Consider the following 19,073-nt stretch of genomic DNA (forward strand, 5'->3'; position numbering starts at 1 on the left):
GAACGGCTTCGGACGGCTGCCGGCGACTCGCGACAGCCTCCGACGGCTTCCCACGAGACTCGCAACAACTTCCAGACTTCCGGCGACTTCCGGCGGCCGGGAACGATCGGGTACGCGGCGTCGGCTCCGTCCACAGGGGGGACGGCCGTACGCCCGTGTCGGCGCGGTCGTCCACAGGTTCCCGTGCCTCAGGGCGGGAACGGCTAGGCTCCCGCCGTACGAGACGAGCCGTAACCGGGAGACACCCAGATGGCCAAGAAGCGACCCCAGACGACGGCCACGCGGCCGCAGCCAGGCGATGGAGCCCGCGCCGGAGGCGCTGATGGGAACTTTCCGGTCGTAGGTGCCCGTGAGCCCTGCCCCTGCGGCAGCGGCCGCCGCTACAAGGCGTGCCACGGCCGGGCCGCGGCGCACGCGGTGACCGAGCTGGTGCACCGCCCGTTCGAGGGGCTGGCCGGCGAGGGCGACTGGGTGGCGCTGCGCGAGCTGGTCCCGGCCGCCACGGTCGAGCTGACCCTGAAGGACGGTCTGCCCGAGGGCGTCCCCTCGGTCACGCTCGCCACAGTGCTGCCGATGGCCTGGCCGGCGCTGCGCCGCGACGACGGCTCGGTCCTGCTCGGCCTGCAGAACGACACGGCGTCCGGCGACATCAGCCGCGACCTCGCCGACACCCTCCAGCGCGCGCTCGCCGCCGAACCGGGCACTCCGGTGCAGAGCCGCCGTGCCCCCGCCGACAGCCCGCGACTGCAGGACCTGCTCGACCCGAAGGGCCCGTTCGAGCCAGTTGTGCACGACGGCTTCGAGTTCTGGGTGCAGGACGCGGCGAACGCCAGCCCGGACGTGGCCGCCTCCCTGGAGCGGGCCAACGCGGCGGCCATCCCGACGGTGAAGCTGACCGGCGTCGACTCCGCCTACTGGTGCGAGACGCCCGAGAAGAACCACCTGCGGTGGGTCATGCCGTATCCCGAGGAGCAGCTTCTGGACGCTCTCGCGCGGCTGCACGCGGCGGGCCGGTCCAGCCTCGGCGAAGGAACCCGGCTGGTCGGTTCCTTCCGTGCGCACGGTCTCATCGTGCCGGTCTGGGACCTGCCGAGCGGGGTCGGCGCGCAGGACATCGAGAAGCCGGCCGCCGAGTTCGCCGAGCGGCTCGCGACCGCCCTGGCCTCGGAGGCACCGCTCACGGCGGACGAGCGGCGGGCCCGCGGCGGGCTGACCAACCGACAGGTCACCCTCAGCTGACGATCGCTTGTCGATCAGCGTGGGCACAGGGGCGCGGCCGGCCGGTCGGTCAGCCGCCCCAGGCCCGTCGCACCGGGTGACTCCTGTCACAACTTCCCTACACGGCAAGCAAATACGTGTCCGAATAGCCGAGATCGAATTTGCGAACCGCCGATCTCTTGTTACCGTCTCAGTAGCCCGGTTGCTGGTGCATCCCCCGTCGCCAGCAACCGGGCCCTTTCATGCCCGCGTCCGGTGTACGGACGAAGCGGTTCGTCAACTCGCGTCTTTCTGCTGGGAGTTGTCCGCGAACAGGTCATCGGGGGCTCCCCCGAAGGCGCCCTCGGGGGCACTCCCGGTCGCGGCCCCCGACGCGCGCCGCGGCTCGCCCCCCGGGCCGTCCCCGGAATCGTCCCCCGAGTTGCTCGCGGAGCGCAGCAGCAGAGGTCCGTCGCCGTCGCGTGCCGCGAACTCCGTGACGGCCGAGTAGGCGTCCAGGGTGCTCCGGGCGCGCTCCCGGGGCGTCTCACAGGTGGCGGGCTCGTCGTCGGCGTCCGCGGGGCAGTGCGTCTGCACGGTGCGGCCGTGCGGGCCCAGGAGGCTGAGCACACCCTCCAGGGCCGCCCCGGTGGCGTTGCGGTAGTAGGTGCGCGCCCAGGTGTCCGCGCCCTGGGCCATCACACAGGTCTGCGCCTCGACGCCGTCGGGCGAGGTGAGTTCGGGACCGCAGCGGGCGGCCGTGGCCAGGCCCAGGCCGAGCACCAGCGGGGACCGGACCGGCGCCGGCAGCTTCTCGTCGTCCTGCCGGGCGTGGTGTACGGCATCGCCCACCTGTCCTGCGGACGCCACGGTCAGCGGCAGCGCGACCGCGCACACCATGACGCCCGCGAGGGCGAGTAGACGCACGTTCATGTGCGGAGGGTAACGAGGCGGACGCGGCAAACCGGGTTGTCGCGCCCGACACCCTTACAACTCAGGCGCGCTCACACCCGTACGGGTGAGGGCGTCGACCACGGCGTCCACCACGGCCTCCACGTCGGGCACCCAGGGGTTGGCCGAGCCGGGCAGCGGGGCCCGCTCCCAGCGGATGGCGCCCTGGCCGGTCTCGGAGGGCGGCAGGGCGAGATAGCCGCCCTCGCCGTGGAAGCGGAGTGAGCCGGGGACGAAGTCCTTGGCGTAGAGCAGCTCGCCCAACTGCTCCATGGAGTAAGGCTTGACGAGCAGCGCCCAGCGGGTGGGCGCGGCGACCACCGGGCCGAGGCGCATGCCGCGGCGGTCCAGGAGGGCGAGGGCGCGGGAGGCGGCGAGGGCCGGCAGGCTCACCGCGCAGGGCGCCTTTCCACCGGCGGCTCCGGTGGCGAGGACGATCGGGGCCGCCGGCCGGTTGCCCCACCACCAGCGGACCATGCGCGCGTCGGTGGTGGCGGCGAGCAGGCCGGGGTCGAAGGGGTGGGCACCGGGCACCGTGCACTCCGGGTCGGGACACCCGCACCGGGCCCGCCCCTGGGGGTCGGGAGCCACACCCGGGAGTACGGGCCACTGCCATTCCGTCGCGAAGGTCAGGGCCGCGCCGAGAAACTCAGGCCCCTTGTCGTTCCGCTTGGACAGGAGCCTGCGTCGCCTTCCGAGGATCTCGCGCATGAGCGCTCGTTCCTTTCCGTTGCACCGCTGGCAACACCGTGGACCACATCACATCATGTGTCGATCACTTCACTGTGCGTACCTGTTGGCGCATCACACCCCTGCCCTGGGCAGGGGGATCCCCTGGGGGTCGAGCGGAGGCCGCGCCCGCGTTCACAAGAACTGCGTCGTACTGCTCGTACTGCGTCTATCAAAAGCACGGCCACGGCGTGGGGTGGCGAAGTCTGGCGTTTTGCCGTTCCGAGTGTTTCTCTCCGCCTCCGCCACGGGAGGATGGGGCACGGTCGTCGGTGGTTAAGACGCCCGGGTCCGCCGCCAGGTTCCGGGTGCTCCCCCAACCACCCCTGGCCTTCTCCGAGTAGGTACCCATCACGACCGCTGTGACGCTCCGTGGAGCAAGGCCAGTCGACCGCAGTGAACCGTTGCCCGAGTCAGTTTTCAGCCAATTTCACCTTTGCGCAAGTCGTCGGGGACAACAGCTCACGAAGACCCCAAGAGGCCCACGGACACAAGGAATCCCGGCAGGACAATGCTGGACATCTCCTCACGAGTGCGTGTACATGTGGAGACACTGCTAGCGGCGCAGAAGGACATGGGGGTTTGCGATGCTTTTGAGCAATACGCACAGGTCTGAAAGCCGGACGCGATGAACGCCCCGCACCCTCCGAAAGTGGCCGGAATCGATCCAACGATCCCCACTCCCGCCCACACTGTCGCGCCGGTTCCCCCCGCCCCGACCGCATCGCCCGTCCCGCAGACGCCGCCCGCCCCGGCACCCGGCACCCTCCTCCAGGACCGGCTGGCCGGCTGGGTCTCCGACCTGACCACCCTCCATGAGCTGACCGAACGGCTCGCCCGGACCGGCACGCTGGAGCCGGCCCTCCAGGAACTGCTGTGCGCCGGTGCCGCCCTCGTGGGCGCCCGGCGCGGTCTCGTGACGCTGGAGCCCGCCGACGGACTCGGCCCGCACAACACGCTCGGCCTCGGGCTCGGCCGCGCGGACCTCGGCCACCTGGAGACCGTCCCGCGCGGCGCGCTGCCGTACGACAGCGGTACCGCCGCCGAGATCGTGCACCCCGACCTGTTCGCCGAGGACGGCCTCGACCCGCGCCACCGCGAGGTCGCCGCCCGCCTCGGCTACGCCGCCAGCTACGCACTCCCCCTCGTCACCGACGCGGCCGACCGCCTCGGCGCGGTCGCCTGGCTGTACGACGAGCCCGCCCAGCCGCACGAGCGCCAGCGCCACCTCATCGGCCGGTACGTCCAATACGCGGCCGAACACCTGGCCCGGCTGCTGGAAGTCGAGCGCACGCGCGCGTGCATGGCGACCATCGCCGAGGAGCTGCTCCCCTCCCGGCTGCCCCGGGTGGCCGGCGTCCAGCTCGCCGCCCGGCACCGCACCGGCCCGCGCGGCGGCGGCGACTGGTACGACGCACTGCCGCTGCCCGACGCCGCCCTCGGCCTCGCCGTCGGCTCGGTCACCGGCTCCGGTCCCAGCGCGGTCGCCGCGATGGGACGGCTGCGGGCCTCCCTGCGGGCGTATGCCGTGATGGAGGGCGAGGACCCGGTCGCGGTCCTCTCCGACCTGGAACTGCTGCTGCGGCTGACCGAACCGGCCCGCTGCGCCACCGCCCTGTTCGCCTACTGCGAGCCCGCACCGCGCAAGGTCACCCTCGCCGGCGCCGGCCACAGCCCGCCGCTGCTGATCGGGGAGCACCGCACCGAGTTCGCGGAGTCCTCCGTGTCCGCGCCGCTCGGCATGCTCGCCTGCTGGGAGGCGCCCTGCGTGGAGATCGAGGCGGAAGCCGGGGAAACCGTTCTCCTCTACACCGACGGGCTGCTGCACCGCACCGGCGACCCCATGGACCGCGCCTTCACCCGGTTGCACGCGGCCGCCGCGAGCGTCCCGCGCGCCCTGCGCCACGACCCCGGGGCGATCGCCGACCACGTCCTGCGCACGATGCTGCCGGACGGCCTGGACGAGGCCGACAGCGAGGAGGACGTGGTCCTGCTGGCGGCCCGGTTCGACTGACCGGTCAGTCAGAAGGAGTCGCCGGCCGGTCGGGAGGAGAACCGGAACTCGGTCAGGAGGAGAGCCGGCAGGAGAGCCGGAACACCGAGGCGGAGACACCTCACACCGCTGTGGGCCCCGGTCCATGGGACGCCGTTCCGTACGACCGTACGATGGACGGCACCCACTGCAGTGTCGAGGAGGATGACCGTGTCCGACGAGCTCACCCCGGAAACTCCGGAGACCCCGGAGACCGAGTCGGAAGAGCCGATCAAGCAGCGCAAGAACGGCCTGTACCCGGGCGTGTCCGACGAGCTCGCCGAGAGCATGAAGTCCGGCTGGGCCGACACGGAGCTGCGTGATCTCAAGCCCGTCGAGGAGGCCGGGCACACCGCCCGCCGCCGTGCCGAGCTGTCCGCCCGCTTCCCGGGCGAGCGCCTGGTGATCCCGGCCGGCAACCTGAAGACCCGCTCCAACGACACGGACTACCCGTTCCGGGCGTCGGTCGAGTACGTCTACCTCACCGGCAACCAGACGGAGGACGGCGTACTCGTCCTGGAGCCGAAGGACGACGGCCATGAAGCCACCGTCTACCTGCTGCCCCGCTCCGACCGCGAGAACGGCGAGTTCTGGCTCTCCGGACAGGGCGAGCTGTGGGTCGGCCGCAGGCACTCCCTGACCGAGTCCGAGGCGCTCTACGGCATCCCGGCCGCCGACGTCCGCGAGCTCGCCGGCAAGCTGCGCGAGGCCACCGGTCCGGTGCGGGTCGTCCGCGGGTACGACGCGGGCATCCAGGCCGCGCTGACCGACAAGGTCACCGCCGAGCGCGACGAGGAGCTGCGCGTCTTCCTCTCCGAGGCGCGGCTGGTCAAGGACGAGTGGGAGATCGGCGAGCTGCAGAAGGCCGTCGACTCCACGGTCCGCGGCTTCGAGGACGTCGTGAAGGTCCTCGACAAGGCCAAGGCCACGAGCGAGCGCTACATCGAGGGCACGTTCTTCCTGCGCGCGCGGGTCGAGGGCAACGACATCGGCTACGGCTCCATCTGCGCGGCCGGCCCGCACGCCTGCACGCTGCACTGGGTGCGCAACGACGGCCCGGTGCGCTCCGGCGACCTGCTCCTTCTCGACGCCGGCGTCGAGACGCACAGCCTGTACACCGCCGACGTCACGCGCACACTGCCGGTCAACGGCACGTACAGCGAGATCCAGAAGAAGATCTACGACGCCGTGTACGACGCCCAGGAGGCCGGGATCGCGGCGGTACAGCCGGGCGCCAAGTACCGCGACTTCCACGATGCCGCGCAGCGGGTGCTGGCCGAGCGGCTCGTCGAGTGGGGGCTCGTGGAGGGGCCGGTGGAGCGGGTGCTGGAGCTCGGGCTGCAGCGCCGGTGGACGCTGCACGGGACGGGGCACATGCTCGGGCTCGACGTCCACGACTGCGCCGCCGCGCGGACCGAGACGTACGTGGAGGGTGTCCTGGAGGCGGGGATGGTGCTCACCGTCGAGCCGGGGCTGTACTTCCAGGCCGACGACCTCACCGTGCCGGAGGAGTACCGGGGGATCGGGGTCCGGATCGAGGACGACATCCTGGTGACGGCCGACGGGAACCGGAACCTCAGCGCGGGGCTGCCTCGGCGGTCGGACGAGGTCGAGGCGTGGATGGCTTCGCTCAAGAGCTGACGGACGATGTGAAATGGCCGGGTACCACGAGGGTGCCCGGCCATCGTTGCGTTCTGCGGGCAATCGGTTGATCGGTGGCTGGTCGCGGCCAGGCGGTGGCAGCCGCACATCGAATACGGCTCCGCGCCCCTGAAGGGGCGCTGCGGAGAGCCCGTCCAGGAACAGTGCGCCGGCTATGGACGCCGCTTGTCAGGGACGTGGGCGGGAGCTGGGGACAGCCTGTGAACGCCAGGGAAGCCGGACCCGTCGGGAAGCCGCTGGTCACACAGCCGGGGCGCGGTCGTGCAGGATCCGCTGGAACAGCCGGCTGTCCCGCCATTCCCCATTGATGTGCAGATACTGCGGCGCATCGCCGATCGTCTCGAACCCGCATTTCTTCAGCACGCGTTGGGAGGTCGTGTTCTCGATCAGGGTGGACGCCTCGATCCGGTGAAGTCCCACGACATCCCTGGCGATCTCGCAGACCCGTTCCAGAGCGGCGGTGGCCAGACCACGGCCCTGCTGATCAGCGGCCACCCAATAGCCGACGTAGGAGCTGCAGAAAGGGCCCAGAGAAATTCCGGAAAGGGTGATCGCCCCGACGATCCGGCCGTCGGCCGACTCCATGATCCAGGGGGCCATGAGACCGTCGGCGACCTGTCCCAGCAGGCCTTCGATGCGCTCGGTCTGACCCTCGACGGTGAAGAAGGACTCGGGTCTGACCGGTTCCCAGGGTTCGAGATGGCTTCGGTTGCCGACGTATGCGGTGCACAGCGCCCCGGCATCGCCGACGGCAATCGGACGCAATATCACACCCGGGATGAGCAGGCTTTCTTTAATCTTTCTGAGAAGCATGCGCGCACCCTAGCGCGGGTGTTATGCGGGAGCGAGGGTCATGCCGAAAGCAGGGAAGGATCTTTCTTCCACTTGAGAATCTTGTCGAAGCTGACCACGGTGCCGCCCCGGCCGGGCTTGTTGCCGATGTGGACGTGATCCGCGAGTTCTCTGATGAGACAGAGGCCTCTTCCGTGCTCGGCGTCGGGCCGGGCGGGTCTTATGTCCTGGGTGCGGGCGAACCCAGGACCGAGCCCCGGCCCCGAATCGGCCACCTCGATACGGCACTTCTCACCGTCCAGGTAGGCGGTGACCCGGTACGCCTCCGAGGTACGGCCCGCCCCGCCGTGCTCGACGGCGTTCGCGCAGGCCTCGCTGAGGGCCACGGAGAGGTCGTAGGAGATGTCGGGGTCGACACCCGCCGTCTCCATCGTGCCGATCAGCAGCCGGCGGGCGAGCGGCACGCTCGCGGCCTCACGCCGCAGATGGAGTGACCACCAGATGCTCATGCTCCAGCCTCCTGGCCGCGGCTCGACATACCGATACCTATTGCCACCCGTGCGCGGGTGTAAGCACTCCGTTCATGTGAGAACGCCCATCCGGGGGATGCGCGGGGGGAGGTTTCGGTGTATGAGCGGGCGGTTCGGCACAACAATGATCTTTCGGTTCTTCCCCTCGAACACCCTCTGTCACGCGTTGCCGCCGTCCGTTCCCCGTCGTTCAGCGTGGTTTCAGCGTCTCCGCACGTAACGGAATCTTCCGGACCTGACGTCAGGCGGGCGCGGGTCCAGTGCGATGATGAGCGCGCCATGACTGCCCCCCACCCGCGCGCGGCGCGCACCGGAAGCGGACTGCGGCTCCTGCGGGCCGCGGTGTTCGCCGCGCTCTGCGTCGTGCTGGCCGCGGCGGGGCACACCCTGGCCTCCTGCGCGGCGGTTCCGCTGTGGACGCTCGGCGCGGGCTTCCTGGGCACCCTGGCGCTCGTCGCCCCGCTGACCGGACGGGCCCGCTCGCTGCCGGGGATCGTGACCCTGCTCGCGGTGGCGCAGACCGTGCTCCACACGCTGTTCGGGCTCGGTCAGCACGGCGACTCGGTGTCCATGTCATCGATGTCGTCGCCGATGTCATCGATGACGTCCATGTCGTCGGCGTCCCTGAGCGACGCCTCGCTGGTGGAGCGGGCCGCACGGTTGGTGTGCGGGGCCGGGGCAGCACAGATCACACCCGCCCACGCGTACAAGATCCTCACGGCCGCGCACCTCAGCACCTCCGTTCCGGCCACCGGCACGAGCGGTACGGCCCACGCCGCGGACGTCACCGGGGCCTCCGGCTCGCTGCTGCCCTCCGTGCCCATGCTGCTGGGACACCTCCTCGCGGCTGTGGTGGCCGGGTGGCTGCTGCGCCGGGGCGACCTGGCGCTGCTGCGACTGATCCGGCTGTCGGCCGACACGGCGCACGGGGTCGCCGAGGGGGCGCTCGTCCGTGCCCTGCACAGGGCGCTCGCGCTGGCGTGCGCCCTGTGCGCCGGGCTCGTGGCCGTACCCGAGGCACCCGCGCGCGGCCGTCGTAGCGCCTGGGACATAGCGGCCGCCCCGCGCACCGTCACCCTCCAGCACTCCGTGATCCGGCGCGGGCCGCCGGTGGCCGCCGCCGTACTCGTTCTCGCCGCCTGACACGACGCGACCAGCGCACTCCCCGGGATCTTCCCGGATCCGGAGGGGTCGGCCGCCGTCGTGCGGCCCGCACGCGTGCGCTTTCCGACGGCCGCTGTCGCTCTCCGGCTTCCGCTTTCACCTCCGGCCATCAACTGGCGGTTGGCGATCGGCTGTCGGTTGCCGGTTACCGGCTGTCGGCTTGCCACGCGCCCCTCAACGACAGAACTCACCCGGAGTGGAGTGCTCCCTGCCATGAAGGCTTCCGCCATGTCCGCCATGTCTGCCATGTCCGCCAAGAAGACCTCTCGTGTCGCCGCCGTCGCCGCCGTCACGGGCACGGCCGTACTGGCCGTCTGCTCGCCCGCGTTCGCGCATGTCAGCGTGCAGCCCGAGGGCACCGCCGCCAAGGGCGGTTACGCGGTGATCGACTTCAAGGTCCCCAACGAGCGCGACGACGCCTCGACCTCCAAGGTCGAGGTCAGCTTCCCCGCCGACCACCCGATCGCGTCCGTGATGCCGCAGCCGATGGCCGGCTGGAAGATCGAGGTCACCAAGTCCAAGCTGGCCAAGCCGCTGGAGATGCACGGCGAGAAGATCGACCAGGCGGTCACCAAGGTCACCTGGACCGCCGAGGACAAGGGCATCGAGCCGGGCTACTTCCAGAAGTTCCCGCTCTCCGTGGGCGCCCTGCCCGAGAACACCGACGAACTGGTCTTCAAGGCGGTCCAGACGTACTCCAACAAGGAGGTCGTCCGCTGGATCGAGGTCCAGCAGGAGGGCCAGGACGAGCCGGAGAACCCGGCCCCGGTCCTCGCGCTGTCCGCCGCCACCGACGACCACCACGGGTCCGCCACGGCCGAGGACACCGCCGAGGAGACGTCGGCCAAGACCGAGACCACCGCTTCCGGCGACTCCGGCTCCGCGGGCGGCAGCGACACCACCGCCCGCGTCCTCGGTGTCGTCGGCATCGTCGTCGGCGCGGCCGGGGTCGCCTACGGCGTCCTCGCCGGCCGCCGCCGGTCCACCACCGGCACCGAGGCCTGAGTTCCGTGTCCGTAGCGCGCACAGGGGGTCATGCGGCTGTCGTACTCCCACGACCGTCGTACGACCCCGGTGCGCGCCGGATCTCTCACATCTGGGACATTTTCGTATGCGCAAGAAGACGTTCGCCGCGGCCGCGCTGCTCGCCGCCGCCTCCCTGGCCCTCTCCGCCTGCGGCAGCGGCGACGACGCCAAGTCAGCCGTCACCGTGGTCTCCGGGGCCACCTCGAACAAGGCAGCGACCATCCTCGACACGCCCTTCGAGAAGCCGGACCTGGTGCTCACCGACACCCACGGCGAGAAGTACGACCTGCGCGCGGAGACCAAGGGCAGGCCGACGCTGGTCTACTTCGGCTACACGCACTGCCCTGACGTCTGCCCGCTGACCATGAACAACCTGGCGGTCGCCAAGAAGGCGCTGTCCAAGGCCGACCAGGCGAAGCTGCGGGTCGTGTTCGTGACCACCGACCCGGCCCGAGACACCCCGTCCGAGCTGGGCAAGTGGCTCAAGGGCATCGACCCGGCCTTCGTCGGACTGACCGGCGACTTCGCCACCATCCAGGCGGGCGCCCGCACCCTCGGCATCTCCATCGAGCCGACCCACAGGGACAAGAAGACCGGCAAGGTCGTCTCGGTGCACGGCACCCAGGTCATCGCGTTCTCGCCGAAGACCAACGGCGGATACGTCCTCTACGGCGAGGACGCCACCGTCGACGACTACACCAAGGACCTCCCCAAGCTGATCAAGGGGGAGAACCCGTGACATCCATAAAATCCGCGAAACCCGTGAAACTTGCAAAACACCTCGTCCTGACCGGGATAGCGATCACGGGGGCCCTTGCCCTGGCGGGCTGCGGCAGCTCGAACGTCTCGGGCTCGTCGGGCTCCTCGCTCCCCGAGTTGTCCGTCGGCGCCTCCTACATGCCGCAGCCGGTCTCCACGGACATGGCCGCCGGATTCCTGACCATCACCAACAAAGGCGGCACGAAGGACGAACTGACCTCCGTCACCAGTGACTCCGCCGGTGAGATCACCATGCACGAGACCAACGGCGGGGCGATGGAGCAGGTCAGCTCGTTCGAGGTGCCCGCCCACGGTCAACTCGTGTTCAAGAGCGGTGGCAACCATCTGATGTTCGAGAAGCTGAAGCGCCGCCCGGCACAGGGCGACACGATCACCTTGAAACTCAAATTCGCCGAATCCGGTCCGCTCACCGTCGAGATGCCGGTGAAGTCCGCCACGTACAACCCGTCGACCGGACACTGAGGGAGGGACCGACCTTGACGCGGACCATCACCCCCCGCCTGCGCACCCTGGTGCTGCTGTTCCTCGCCGTCACCGGCGCGCTGCTGGCCGGCGCCGGGCCGGCCTCCGCGCACGCCGCGCTGACCGGCAGCGACCCCTCCCAGGGGGTGGTGGTCACCAAGGCACCCGACCAGGTGACACTCACGTTCTCCGAGAACGTGTCGATGAACGACAACTCGATCCGGGTCCTCGATCCCAAGGGCGCGCGGGTCGACCTGGGCAAGCCGGACAACCTGAGCGGGACGACGTACGGCGTGCAGCTCAAGAGCGGGCTGGCCAAGGGCACGTACACCGTCGCCTGGCAGGTCGTCTCGGCGGACAGCCACCCCGTCGCCGGCGCCTTCACCTTCTCCGTGGGAACGCCCTCCAGGACCGTCGCCTCGGTCGGGGACCAGGACGTCGGCGGCGGAGTCGTCGGCTGGCTGTACGGCTTCGGGCGGTACATGTCGTACGCCGGGTACATCGTGCTTGTCGGCGGCGCCGCCTTCGTCCTCGCCTGCTGGCGGCGCGGCTCCGGGGTACGGGCCATGCAGCGCCTGGTGGTCGGCGGCTGGCTGACGCTCACCGCCGCCACCCTCTGGCTGCTGCTCCTGCGCGGCTCCTACACGACCTCCGGCAGCGTCGGCGACATCGTCGACCTGAACCTCCTCGGCCAGGTCCTGCAGACCAAGACCGGCGCCGCCCTGGTCTCCCGGCTGCTGCTGCTCGCGGCGGCCGCACTCTTCATCGCCGTCCTCTTCGGCGCCTACGACAAGCGAGAGGAGGGCGAGGACAAGCGTGACCTGACCTTCGGGCTCGCCATCGGCGGGACCGTCGTGGCCGCCGGGCTCGCGGCGAGCTGGGCCATGGCCGAGCACGCCTCCACCGGACTCCAGCCGGGCCTCGCGATGCCGGTCGACGTCGTCCACCTGCTCGCCGTCGCCGCCTGGCTGGGCGGCCTCACCGCGTTGCTGGTCGCCCTCTACCGGGCGCCCGCCGGCACCCCGGTCGAGTCCGTCGCCGTACGCCGCTTCTCCCGCGTCGCCTTCGGATCGGTGCTCGCCCTGGTCGCCACGGGCAGTTACCAGTCCTGGCGCCAGCTCGGCTCCTGGTCGGCGTTCACCGACACGACGTACGGCGAGCTGCTGCTGGTCAAGATCGGGCTCGTGGCGCTGCTCGTCGGGATCGCGTCCATCTCGCGACGGTGGACGGGGCGGCTCGCGGACAGCGCGGTGACGGAGACCGAGGCCGAGGCAGGGGCAGCGGCGTCGGAAGAGGCGGAGAAGGCGAAGGCGACCGTCAAGGCATCCGCCGCCACGAAGGAGGCGTCCGCCACGTCCGCCAAGGCCCCCACCGGCGCCTCCGGCAAGGTCGCGTCCGTCGATGACGACGCCAACGATGGCCCCGCCCCCGACGCCGACCCCGAGCGTGCCGCGCAACTGGCCCGGCAGCAGACCGCCATGGACACCGCCCGGCAGAAGCGGGCCCGCGACGCCGACCCCCACCGCTTCGGCCTGCGCCGCTCGGTGCTCGCCGAGGCCGGAGTCGCCGTCGTCCTGCTCGCCGTCACGACCGTGCTCACGCAGACCGAACCCGGCCGTACCGAACAGGACGCGAAGGCCGCCGCCTCGGCCGCCTCGTCCTCCTCCGCGTCGAACTCGTCCTCGGGCGCGCTGACCCTCGACATGTCCTTCGACACCGGCGGCAAGGACGGCAAGGGCGTCGTCCGCATCGACCTCGACCCCGCGACCGTGGGCAGCAACGAGATGCACGTCTACGTCCAGCGGCCCAACGGCCGCGCCTTCGACATCCCCGAGGTCAAGGTCGCCTTCACCCTCGCCGCCAAGAACCTCGGGCCGCTTTCCGTGGCCCCCGACCACGTCACCACCGGGCACTGGGCCGCGAGGGGCGTGCAGATCCCCATGGCCGGCGACTGGAGGGTCTCCGTCACCGTACGGACCTCCGACATCGACCAGGTGACCGTCTCCAAGAACGCGCAGATCGGCTGAACCGCACCATGCCCGAACAATCCCAGTCCGTCACCGAGGCCCGTACCGCAGCCACTGACGCTCCGCCGGCCGGGGGTGTCAGCCGGCGGGCGCTGCTCGGCACCGCCGGGGCCACCGGGCTCGCGCTCGGCGCGGCGGGCGCCGGCGTCGGCTACGCGGCCGCCCCCGCCCAGGCCACCCCGCTCAGCTCGGTGGGCTCCGACCGGGCGATGTTTCACGGGAAACATCAGCCGGGCATCACCGAGGGCCTCCAGGCACGCGGCCATCTCGTCGCCTTCGACCTGGCGGCGGGCGCGGGCCGCACCGAGGCCGCCGCACTGCTGCGCCGCTGGTCGGCGACGGCCGAGCGGCTGATGGCCGGCGAGCCGATGACGCAGGACGACACGGACGTGGCCCGGGACGCGGGACCCTCGTCGCTGACGGTCACCTTCGGCTTCGGCAACAGCTTCTTCAGCCGCACCGGCCTGGAGAAGCAACGGCCGTCCGCCCTGGACCCGCTGCCCGACTTCTCCTCCGACCACCTCGACACGTCGCGCAGCAACGGCGACCTGTGGGTGCAGATCGGCGCCGACGACGCCCTGGTCGCCTTCCACGCCCTGCGCGCCATCCAGAAGGACGCGGGCAGCGCGGCGAAGGTCCGCTGGCAGATGAACGGCTTCAACCGCACCCCGGGCGCCACCACCCACCCCATGACGGCGCGCAACCTCATGGGCCAGCTGGACGGGACGCGCAATCCCAAGCCGACGGACTCTGACTTCGGCCGGCGGATCTTCGTGCCGGCGAGCGGTTCGAGCGATCCGGCGTGGATGGCGAACGGCTCCTACGCCGTCGTACGCCGGATCCGCATGCTCCTCGACGACTGGGAGAAGCTGTCGCTCGCGGCCCAGGAGAACGTGATCGGGCGGAAGAAGTCGAACGGGGCGCCGCTGTCCGGGGGCACCGAGACGACTCCGATGGACCTGGACAAGGCCAGGGCCGACGGGGAGTACGTCGTCCCGGTCAACGCCCATGCCCGGATCACCCGGCCCGACCAGAACGGGGGCGCGGCCATCCTGCGGCGTCCGTTCTCGTACCACGACGGCATCGACGCGGACGGGACACCGGACGCGGGGCTGCTCTTCGTCTGCTGGCAGGCGGATCCGCTGCGCGGGTTCGTGCCGCTGCAGCGGAAGCTGGACCGCGGGGACGCCCTGTCGCAGTACATCCGGCACGAGGCGAGCGGGCTGTTCGCGGTACCGGGCGGCGCGGCCGCCGGGGAGTATGTGGGGCAGCGGCTGCTGGAGGGATGAACCCGGTTACCACAGTGGTCTCTGATCACTATTGGTGCGTTTCCGGGGTCCAAACCACCCGGTCGGGTGGATCCGATGAGACAGGCGAGCCGCGGCTCCCTGCGCCCATTAGGGTGAGTGACATGCCAGCGAGCTATGCGTATCTCGGTCCCGAAGGCACCTTCACCGAAGTCGCCCTGCGCACCCTTCCGGAGGCCGCCACCCGGGAGCTGATCCCGTACGTCTCCGTGCAGTCCGCGCTGGACGCGGTGCGGGGCGGTGAGGCCGAGGCCGCGTTCGTGCCGATCGAGAACTCCGTCGAGGGCGGCATCACCACGACCCTGGACGAGCTTGTCGCGGGCAAGCCGCTGATGATCTACCGCGAGGTGCTGCTGTCGATCACCTTCGCGCTGCTGGCCCGGCCGGGTACCAAGCTCTCCGACATCAAGACGGTCACCGCCCACCCGGCCGCCCAGCCGCAGGTCCGCAACTGGCTGCGGGCCCACCTCCCGGAGGCGGTCTGGGAGTCCGCCGCCTCCAACGCGGACGGCGCCCGCCTGGTCCAGGAGGGCCGGTACGACGCCGCGTTCGCCGGCGAGTTCGCGGCCGCGCGCTACGGCCTGGAGGCACTGGAGACCGAGATCCACGACGCGGAGAACGCGCAGACCAGGTTCGTGCTGGTGGGCCGCCCGGCCCGGCCGGCCGCCCCGACCGGCGCGGACAAGACCTCGGTCGTGTTCTGGCAGAACGACGACCATCCCGGCGGGCTGCGTGACCTGCTCGGCGAGTTCGCCACCCGGGGCATCAACCTCATGCTGCTGCAGTCCCGGCCGACCGGTGCCGGCATCGGCAACTACTGCTTCTGCGTCGACGCCGAGGGGCACATCTCCGACCGGCGGGTGGCGGAGGCGCTGATGGGGCTGAAACGGATCTGCCGCCAGGTGCGGTTCCTCGGCTCCTACCCGCGGGCGGACATCAAGCCCGGCGAGGCTGTGGCGCCCACCCCGCCGGGGACGTCGGACGAGGAGTTCGTGGCGGCCTCGGACTGGGTGGCGCGGTGCCAGGACGGCCGTTTCTAACCGGTCGTACCCTCATATCCTGGTTATCCACAGGAGTTATCCACAGGCCGCCATCTCGACCTGGGGACAAGTCGACACCGACACCTGAGTCTGTCGACAAATCTCCCTCCAGTCCATCGGCGCGGCTCCGCCCGCCCGCATCACCCTTCGTCCACTCGTTTCCCTTGGTTCATCTCTTGGGGCGACGCCTTTCCACTCGAAAGAGGGTGTTGTCCCGGTTTGAGGTGGGAATCCCGCCCTTCGCGCACCGCTTGCGGAGTGATCAATTCCGAAGTCCACATCTCATCCACACACCCTGTGGATAACTCTCGGGAGGGCATGGATTCCTGTGGACAACGACGCCCCCAAGTCCCGTTCTCCCCAGGGAAATCCAGTCAACCGCGGGCCGCGCGCTTGCCCCGTCCCAGGGAGTGAGACACTTTTTATTGACACGCCCGGCAATTCCCTCATAGCTGAACGTAAGCCACTATTCGGAACACGTGTGAATAGTGATTCGTGGGGGGCAACCCCACACCGGTAGCCTTGACCCCGTGATTGACCTTCGCCTGCTCCGTGAGGACCCCGACCGTGTGCGCGCGTCCCAGCGCGCCCGTGGAGAGGACGTCGCGCTCGTCGACGCTCTCCTCTCCGCCGACGAGCGGCGCAGGTCGTCCGGCGTCCGCTTCGACGAGCTCCGTGCCGAACAGAAGCAGCTCGGCAAGCTCATCCCCAAGGCCGCCGGCGACGAGAAGGCCGAGCTGCTGAAGAAGGCCGGCCAGCTCGCCGCCGACGTCAAGACCGCCGACGCCGAGCGCGACACGGCCGATGCCGAGACCCAGGAGCTGCTGCTCAGGCTCGGCAACCTCGTCCACCCCGACGTGCCCGTCGGCGGCGAGGAGGACTTCGTCACCCTGGAGACGCACGGCACGATCCGCGACTTCGGCGCCGAGGGCTTCGAGCCCAAGGACCACCTGGAGCTGGGCCAGCTCCTCGGCGCGATCGACGTCGAGCGCGGCGCCAAGGTCTCCGGTTCCCGCTTCTACTTCCTGACCGGTGTCGGCGCCCTGCTGGAGCTGGCCCTCGTCAACGCGGCGATCGCGCAGGCCACCGAGGCCGGCTTCACGCCGATGCTGACCCCGGCGCTGGTCCGCCCGCAGTCCATGGCGGGCACCGGCTTCCTCGGCCAGGCGGCCCAGGACGTCTACCACCTCGACAAGGACGACCTCTACCTGGTCGGCACCTCCGAGGTGCCGCTCGCCGCGTACCACATGGACGAGATCATCGACGTGGAGCGCCTCCCGCTGCGCTACGCCGGTTTCTCGCCCTGCTTCCGTCGCGAGGCCGGTTCGCACGGCAAGGACACCAAGGGCATCTTCCGCGTCCACCAGTTCGACAAGGTGGAGATGTTCTCCTACGTCGCCCCCGAGGACTCCGAGGCGGAGCACCAGCGTCTGCTGGCCTGGGAGAAGCAGTGGCTGACGTCGCTGGAGCTGCCGTTCCGGGTGATCGACGTCGCCACCGGTGACCTCGGCTCCTCGGCCGCCCGCAAGTTCGACTGCGAGGCGTGGATCCCGACGCAGGGCAAGTACCGCGAGCTGACGTCGACGTCGGACTGCACCGAGTTCCAGTCCCGCCGGCTGTCGATCCGGGTCCGCGACGGCAAGCAGGTCAGGCCGCTGGCCACGCTCAACGGCACCCTGTGCGCCGTACCGCGCACCATCGTGGCGATCCTGGAGAACCACCAGCAGGCCGACGGCTCGGTTTACGTGCCCGAGGTACTGCGCCCGTACCTGGGCGGCCGGGAGGTCCTGGAGCCGGTGTCCCGGTGAGCTTCCCCTACGGGCTCATCGCCACCGACCTCGACGGGACGCTGCTGCGCTCCGACGAGTCGGTCTCCCAGCGCACCCGTGACGCGCTCGCCGCGGCCACCGCGGCGGGCGCCGCGCACATCGTCGTCACCGGCCGCGCGGTCCCCTGGACCCGGCACATCCTCGACGACCTCGGCTACGACGGCCTCGCCGTCTGCGGCCAGGGCGCGCAGGTGTACGACGCCGGAGCGCACCGGCTCCTCACCTCCGTGACGCTGGACCGGCAGCTGGCCGGGGTCGCGCTCGCGAAGATCGAGGCGGAGGTCGGCCCGCTGTACCTCGCGGCGGGCCGCGACGGCCTCGACGGCGACGTGCTGGTGGGGCCGCGGTACGCGGTGGCGGGTCATCTCCCGTCGACCCCCTTGAGGGATGCCGCCGACCTCTGGTCGGCGCCGCTGAACAAGATCTACATACAGCACCCGGAGCTGTCCGACGACGAGCTGGCGGAAGCGGCCCGGCAGGCGGCCGGGGGTTTTGTCAGCGTCGCCATGGCGGGCGAGGGCATCGTGGAGCTGCTCCCGCTCGGCCTCTCGAAGGCGACGGGCCTGTCCCTGGCCGCACGCCGACTGGGCCTCAAGCCCGCCGACACGATCGCCTTCGGTGACATGCCGAACGACATCCCGATGTTCGCCTGGGCGGCTCGGGGGGTGGCCATGGCCAACGCTCATGAGGAGCTGCGGGCTGTGGCCGACGAGGTGACGTCCTCCCACGAGGAGGACGGGATCGCGGTGGTCGTGGAGCGTCTGCTCGGCTGAGGCCGTCGGCCGGCTGCGGGTGCGCGGGGGCTGAGCGCGCGGTTCCTCGCGCCCCTTGGGTGGGACCACTCACGCGTGTTCAAGAATTCTGCGGAGGATGCACGGATCGAACGTGCGCGGGCTTTCCAGGCCCGACCATGGCTTAGCAAGCCAGTGCCTTACCACTCGGCCAATCCTCCGGGTGGGCGGCCCACGCGAGAGCGACCATCGCGTGCTCGAAGCGGCCGCCCCGGGCAGCTACCCGGCGATCCGCCGCCGGCTGCCCTGACGGGAGCGGGACGTACTGTCGTGCATGGACATCGTCCGGCTCCTCTCCCCGTTTGCGGCGATGCAACGAGTGTGTCGTGGCGTTGAGTCGGGCGCCATCGAATTAACCGGCGCCGACCGGGGCGCACCGTAAGGGCGCGGGGCCGTGTTCGGCATACGGCTGCCGCCGTGGGGGGCGCGGCCGGCCCCCACCGGCCCGCAGCCGAAGCACCGCCTACCGGCGCCACCACTTGCGCCGGCCCCTGCTGAAGAACCACCCCGCCGGCGGCTCGTCCGATCTCCACGGCTGGGGTTCCGGCGCCTCGGCCCGCCACTTCGCGGCAAGCATCCGCGCCCGCGCGGACGGCTCCGCCGCCCCCGCGGACCGTATGAACTCCTCGTCCAGCGCCACGCCGTCCCAGTCCCCGTCGGCGTCGGCGTCCCGGAAGCCCTCAGCCATCCCCGTTCCTCTCCACAGAACGTCCCCTTTGCCCAGTGTGCCCGGGCGCAGATGAAGCCCCTGTCA

16 protein-coding genes, 1 tRNA gene and 1 pseudogene are annotated in these 19,073 nt (G+C 70.7%); 12 read left to right on the forward strand and 6 right to left on the reverse strand.

The window, feature by feature from the left end:
- Nucleotides 1–249: 249 nt before the first annotated feature.
- Nucleotides 250–1,239: a DUF5926 family protein gene (locus LQ326_RS21885; RefSeq protein ID WP_234538991.1), complete on the forward strand. Its 990-nt coding sequence runs from the start codon at nucleotides 250–252 to the stop codon at nucleotides 1,237–1,239.
- Between the two features lie 381 nt (nucleotides 1,240–1,620).
- Here LQ326_RS21885 and LQ326_RS21890 read toward each other — a convergent pair.
- Nucleotides 1,621–2,130 (reverse strand): annotated as a pseudogene (locus LQ326_RS21890) (hypothetical protein); the annotation flags it as partial.
- A 54-nt stretch (nucleotides 2,131–2,184) separates the two neighbouring features.
- On the reverse strand, nucleotides 2,185–2,859 hold the full coding sequence (locus tag LQ326_RS21895; protein ID WP_234538992.1) for a bifunctional DNA primase/polymerase: 675 nt from the start codon (nucleotides 2,857–2,859) through the stop codon (nucleotides 2,185–2,187).
- Nucleotides 2,860–3,505: 646 nt separating this feature from the next.
- Here LQ326_RS21895 and LQ326_RS21900 point away from each other — a divergent pair.
- Nucleotides 3,506–4,891 (forward strand): PP2C family protein-serine/threonine phosphatase, encoded by a 1,386-nt coding sequence (locus LQ326_RS21900; protein WP_234538993.1) that lies wholly within the window; start codon nucleotides 3,506–3,508, stop codon nucleotides 4,889–4,891.
- Between the two features lie 189 nt (nucleotides 4,892–5,080).
- Nucleotides 5,081–6,550 (forward strand): aminopeptidase P family protein, encoded by a 1,470-nt coding sequence (locus LQ326_RS21905; protein ID WP_234538994.1) that lies wholly within the window; start codon nucleotides 5,081–5,083, stop codon nucleotides 6,548–6,550.
- Between the two features lie 261 nt (nucleotides 6,551–6,811).
- Here LQ326_RS21905 and LQ326_RS21910 read toward each other — a convergent pair whose 3' ends face one another.
- Both LQ326_RS21910 and LQ326_RS21915 read right to left on the reverse strand, forming a co-directional pair.
- Complete coding sequence (locus tag LQ326_RS21910; protein WP_234538995.1) at nucleotides 6,812–7,384, reverse strand: GNAT family N-acetyltransferase; 573 nt, start codon at nucleotides 7,382–7,384, stop codon at nucleotides 6,812–6,814.
- Between the two features lie 38 nt (nucleotides 7,385–7,422).
- Entirely contained in the window at nucleotides 7,423–7,872 is a 450-nt protein-coding gene (locus LQ326_RS21915; RefSeq protein ID WP_234538996.1) for an ATP-binding protein, read from the reverse strand.
- Between the two features lie 300 nt (nucleotides 7,873–8,172).
- Here LQ326_RS21915 and LQ326_RS21920 point away from each other — a divergent pair, with 300 nt between their 5' ends.
- The 9 genes from LQ326_RS21920 to LQ326_RS21960 all read left to right on the forward strand — a co-directional run bounded on the left by LQ326_RS21920 (nucleotide 8,173) and on the right by LQ326_RS21960 (nucleotide 18,301).
- The gene (locus LQ326_RS21920; protein WP_234538997.1) at nucleotides 8,173–9,036 is read left to right on the forward strand and encodes a hypothetical protein; all 864 of its coding nucleotides are present in this window, start codon (nucleotides 8,173–8,175) and stop codon (nucleotides 9,034–9,036) included.
- Between the two features lie 249 nt (nucleotides 9,037–9,285).
- Nucleotides 9,286–10,062, forward strand: a complete 777-nt coding sequence (locus LQ326_RS21925) for a YcnI family copper-binding membrane protein (RefSeq protein WP_372496916.1) — start codon at nucleotides 9,286–9,288, stop codon at nucleotides 10,060–10,062.
- Nucleotides 10,063–10,168: 106 nt separating this feature from the next.
- A complete protein-coding gene (locus LQ326_RS21930; RefSeq protein ID WP_234538998.1) occupies nucleotides 10,169–10,822 on the forward strand; it encodes an SCO family protein in 654 nt (217 codons plus the stop codon).
- Nucleotides 10,823–10,845: 23 nt separating this feature from the next.
- Nucleotides 10,846–11,325 (forward strand): copper chaperone PCu(A)C, encoded by a 480-nt coding sequence (locus LQ326_RS21935; protein ID WP_234538999.1) that lies wholly within the window; start codon nucleotides 10,846–10,848, stop codon nucleotides 11,323–11,325.
- A gap of 14 nt (nucleotides 11,326–11,339) precedes the next feature.
- Nucleotides 11,340–13,352 (forward strand): copper resistance CopC/CopD family protein, encoded by a 2,013-nt coding sequence (locus tag LQ326_RS21940; protein WP_234539000.1) that lies wholly within the window; start codon nucleotides 11,340–11,342, stop codon nucleotides 13,350–13,352.
- Nucleotides 13,353–13,360: 8 nt separating this feature from the next.
- Complete coding sequence (gene efeB, locus LQ326_RS21945) at nucleotides 13,361–14,641, forward strand: iron uptake transporter deferrochelatase/peroxidase subunit (protein ID WP_234539001.1); 1,281 nt, start codon at nucleotides 13,361–13,363, stop codon at nucleotides 14,639–14,641.
- Nucleotides 14,642–14,763: 122 nt separating this feature from the next.
- Nucleotides 14,764–15,699 (forward strand): prephenate dehydratase, encoded by a 936-nt coding sequence (gene pheA, locus LQ326_RS21950; RefSeq protein WP_234539002.1) that lies wholly within the window; start codon nucleotides 14,764–14,766, stop codon nucleotides 15,697–15,699.
- 530 nt (nucleotides 15,700–16,229) lie between these two features.
- On the forward strand, nucleotides 16,230–17,507 hold the full coding sequence (gene serS, locus LQ326_RS21955) for a serine--tRNA ligase (RefSeq protein WP_234539003.1): 1,278 nt from the start codon (nucleotides 16,230–16,232) through the stop codon (nucleotides 17,505–17,507).
- A complete protein-coding gene (locus tag LQ326_RS21960) occupies nucleotides 17,504–18,301 on the forward strand; it encodes an HAD family hydrolase (protein WP_234539004.1) in 798 nt (265 codons plus the stop codon). The genes serS and LQ326_RS21960 overlap by 4 nt, the downstream gene beginning before the upstream one ends.
- Nucleotides 18,302–18,392: 91 nt before the next feature.
- Here LQ326_RS21960 and LQ326_RS21965 read toward each other — a convergent pair.
- Together LQ326_RS21965 and LQ326_RS21970 are read right to left on the reverse strand one after the other, a co-directional pair.
- Nucleotides 18,393–18,480, reverse strand: a tRNA-Ser gene (locus tag LQ326_RS21965).
- Nucleotides 18,481–18,782: 302 nt separating this feature from the next.
- Nucleotides 18,783–19,007 (reverse strand): SGM_3592 family protein, encoded by a 225-nt coding sequence (locus LQ326_RS21970; RefSeq protein ID WP_234539006.1) that lies wholly within the window; start codon nucleotides 19,005–19,007, stop codon nucleotides 18,783–18,785.
- Nucleotides 19,008–19,073: the final 66 nt, after the last annotated feature.

The sequence above is a fragment of the Streptomyces shenzhenensis genome, assembly GCF_021462265.1.
Classification (GTDB): Bacteria; Actinomycetota; Actinomycetes; order Streptomycetales; family Streptomycetaceae; genus Streptomyces; species Streptomyces shenzhenensis.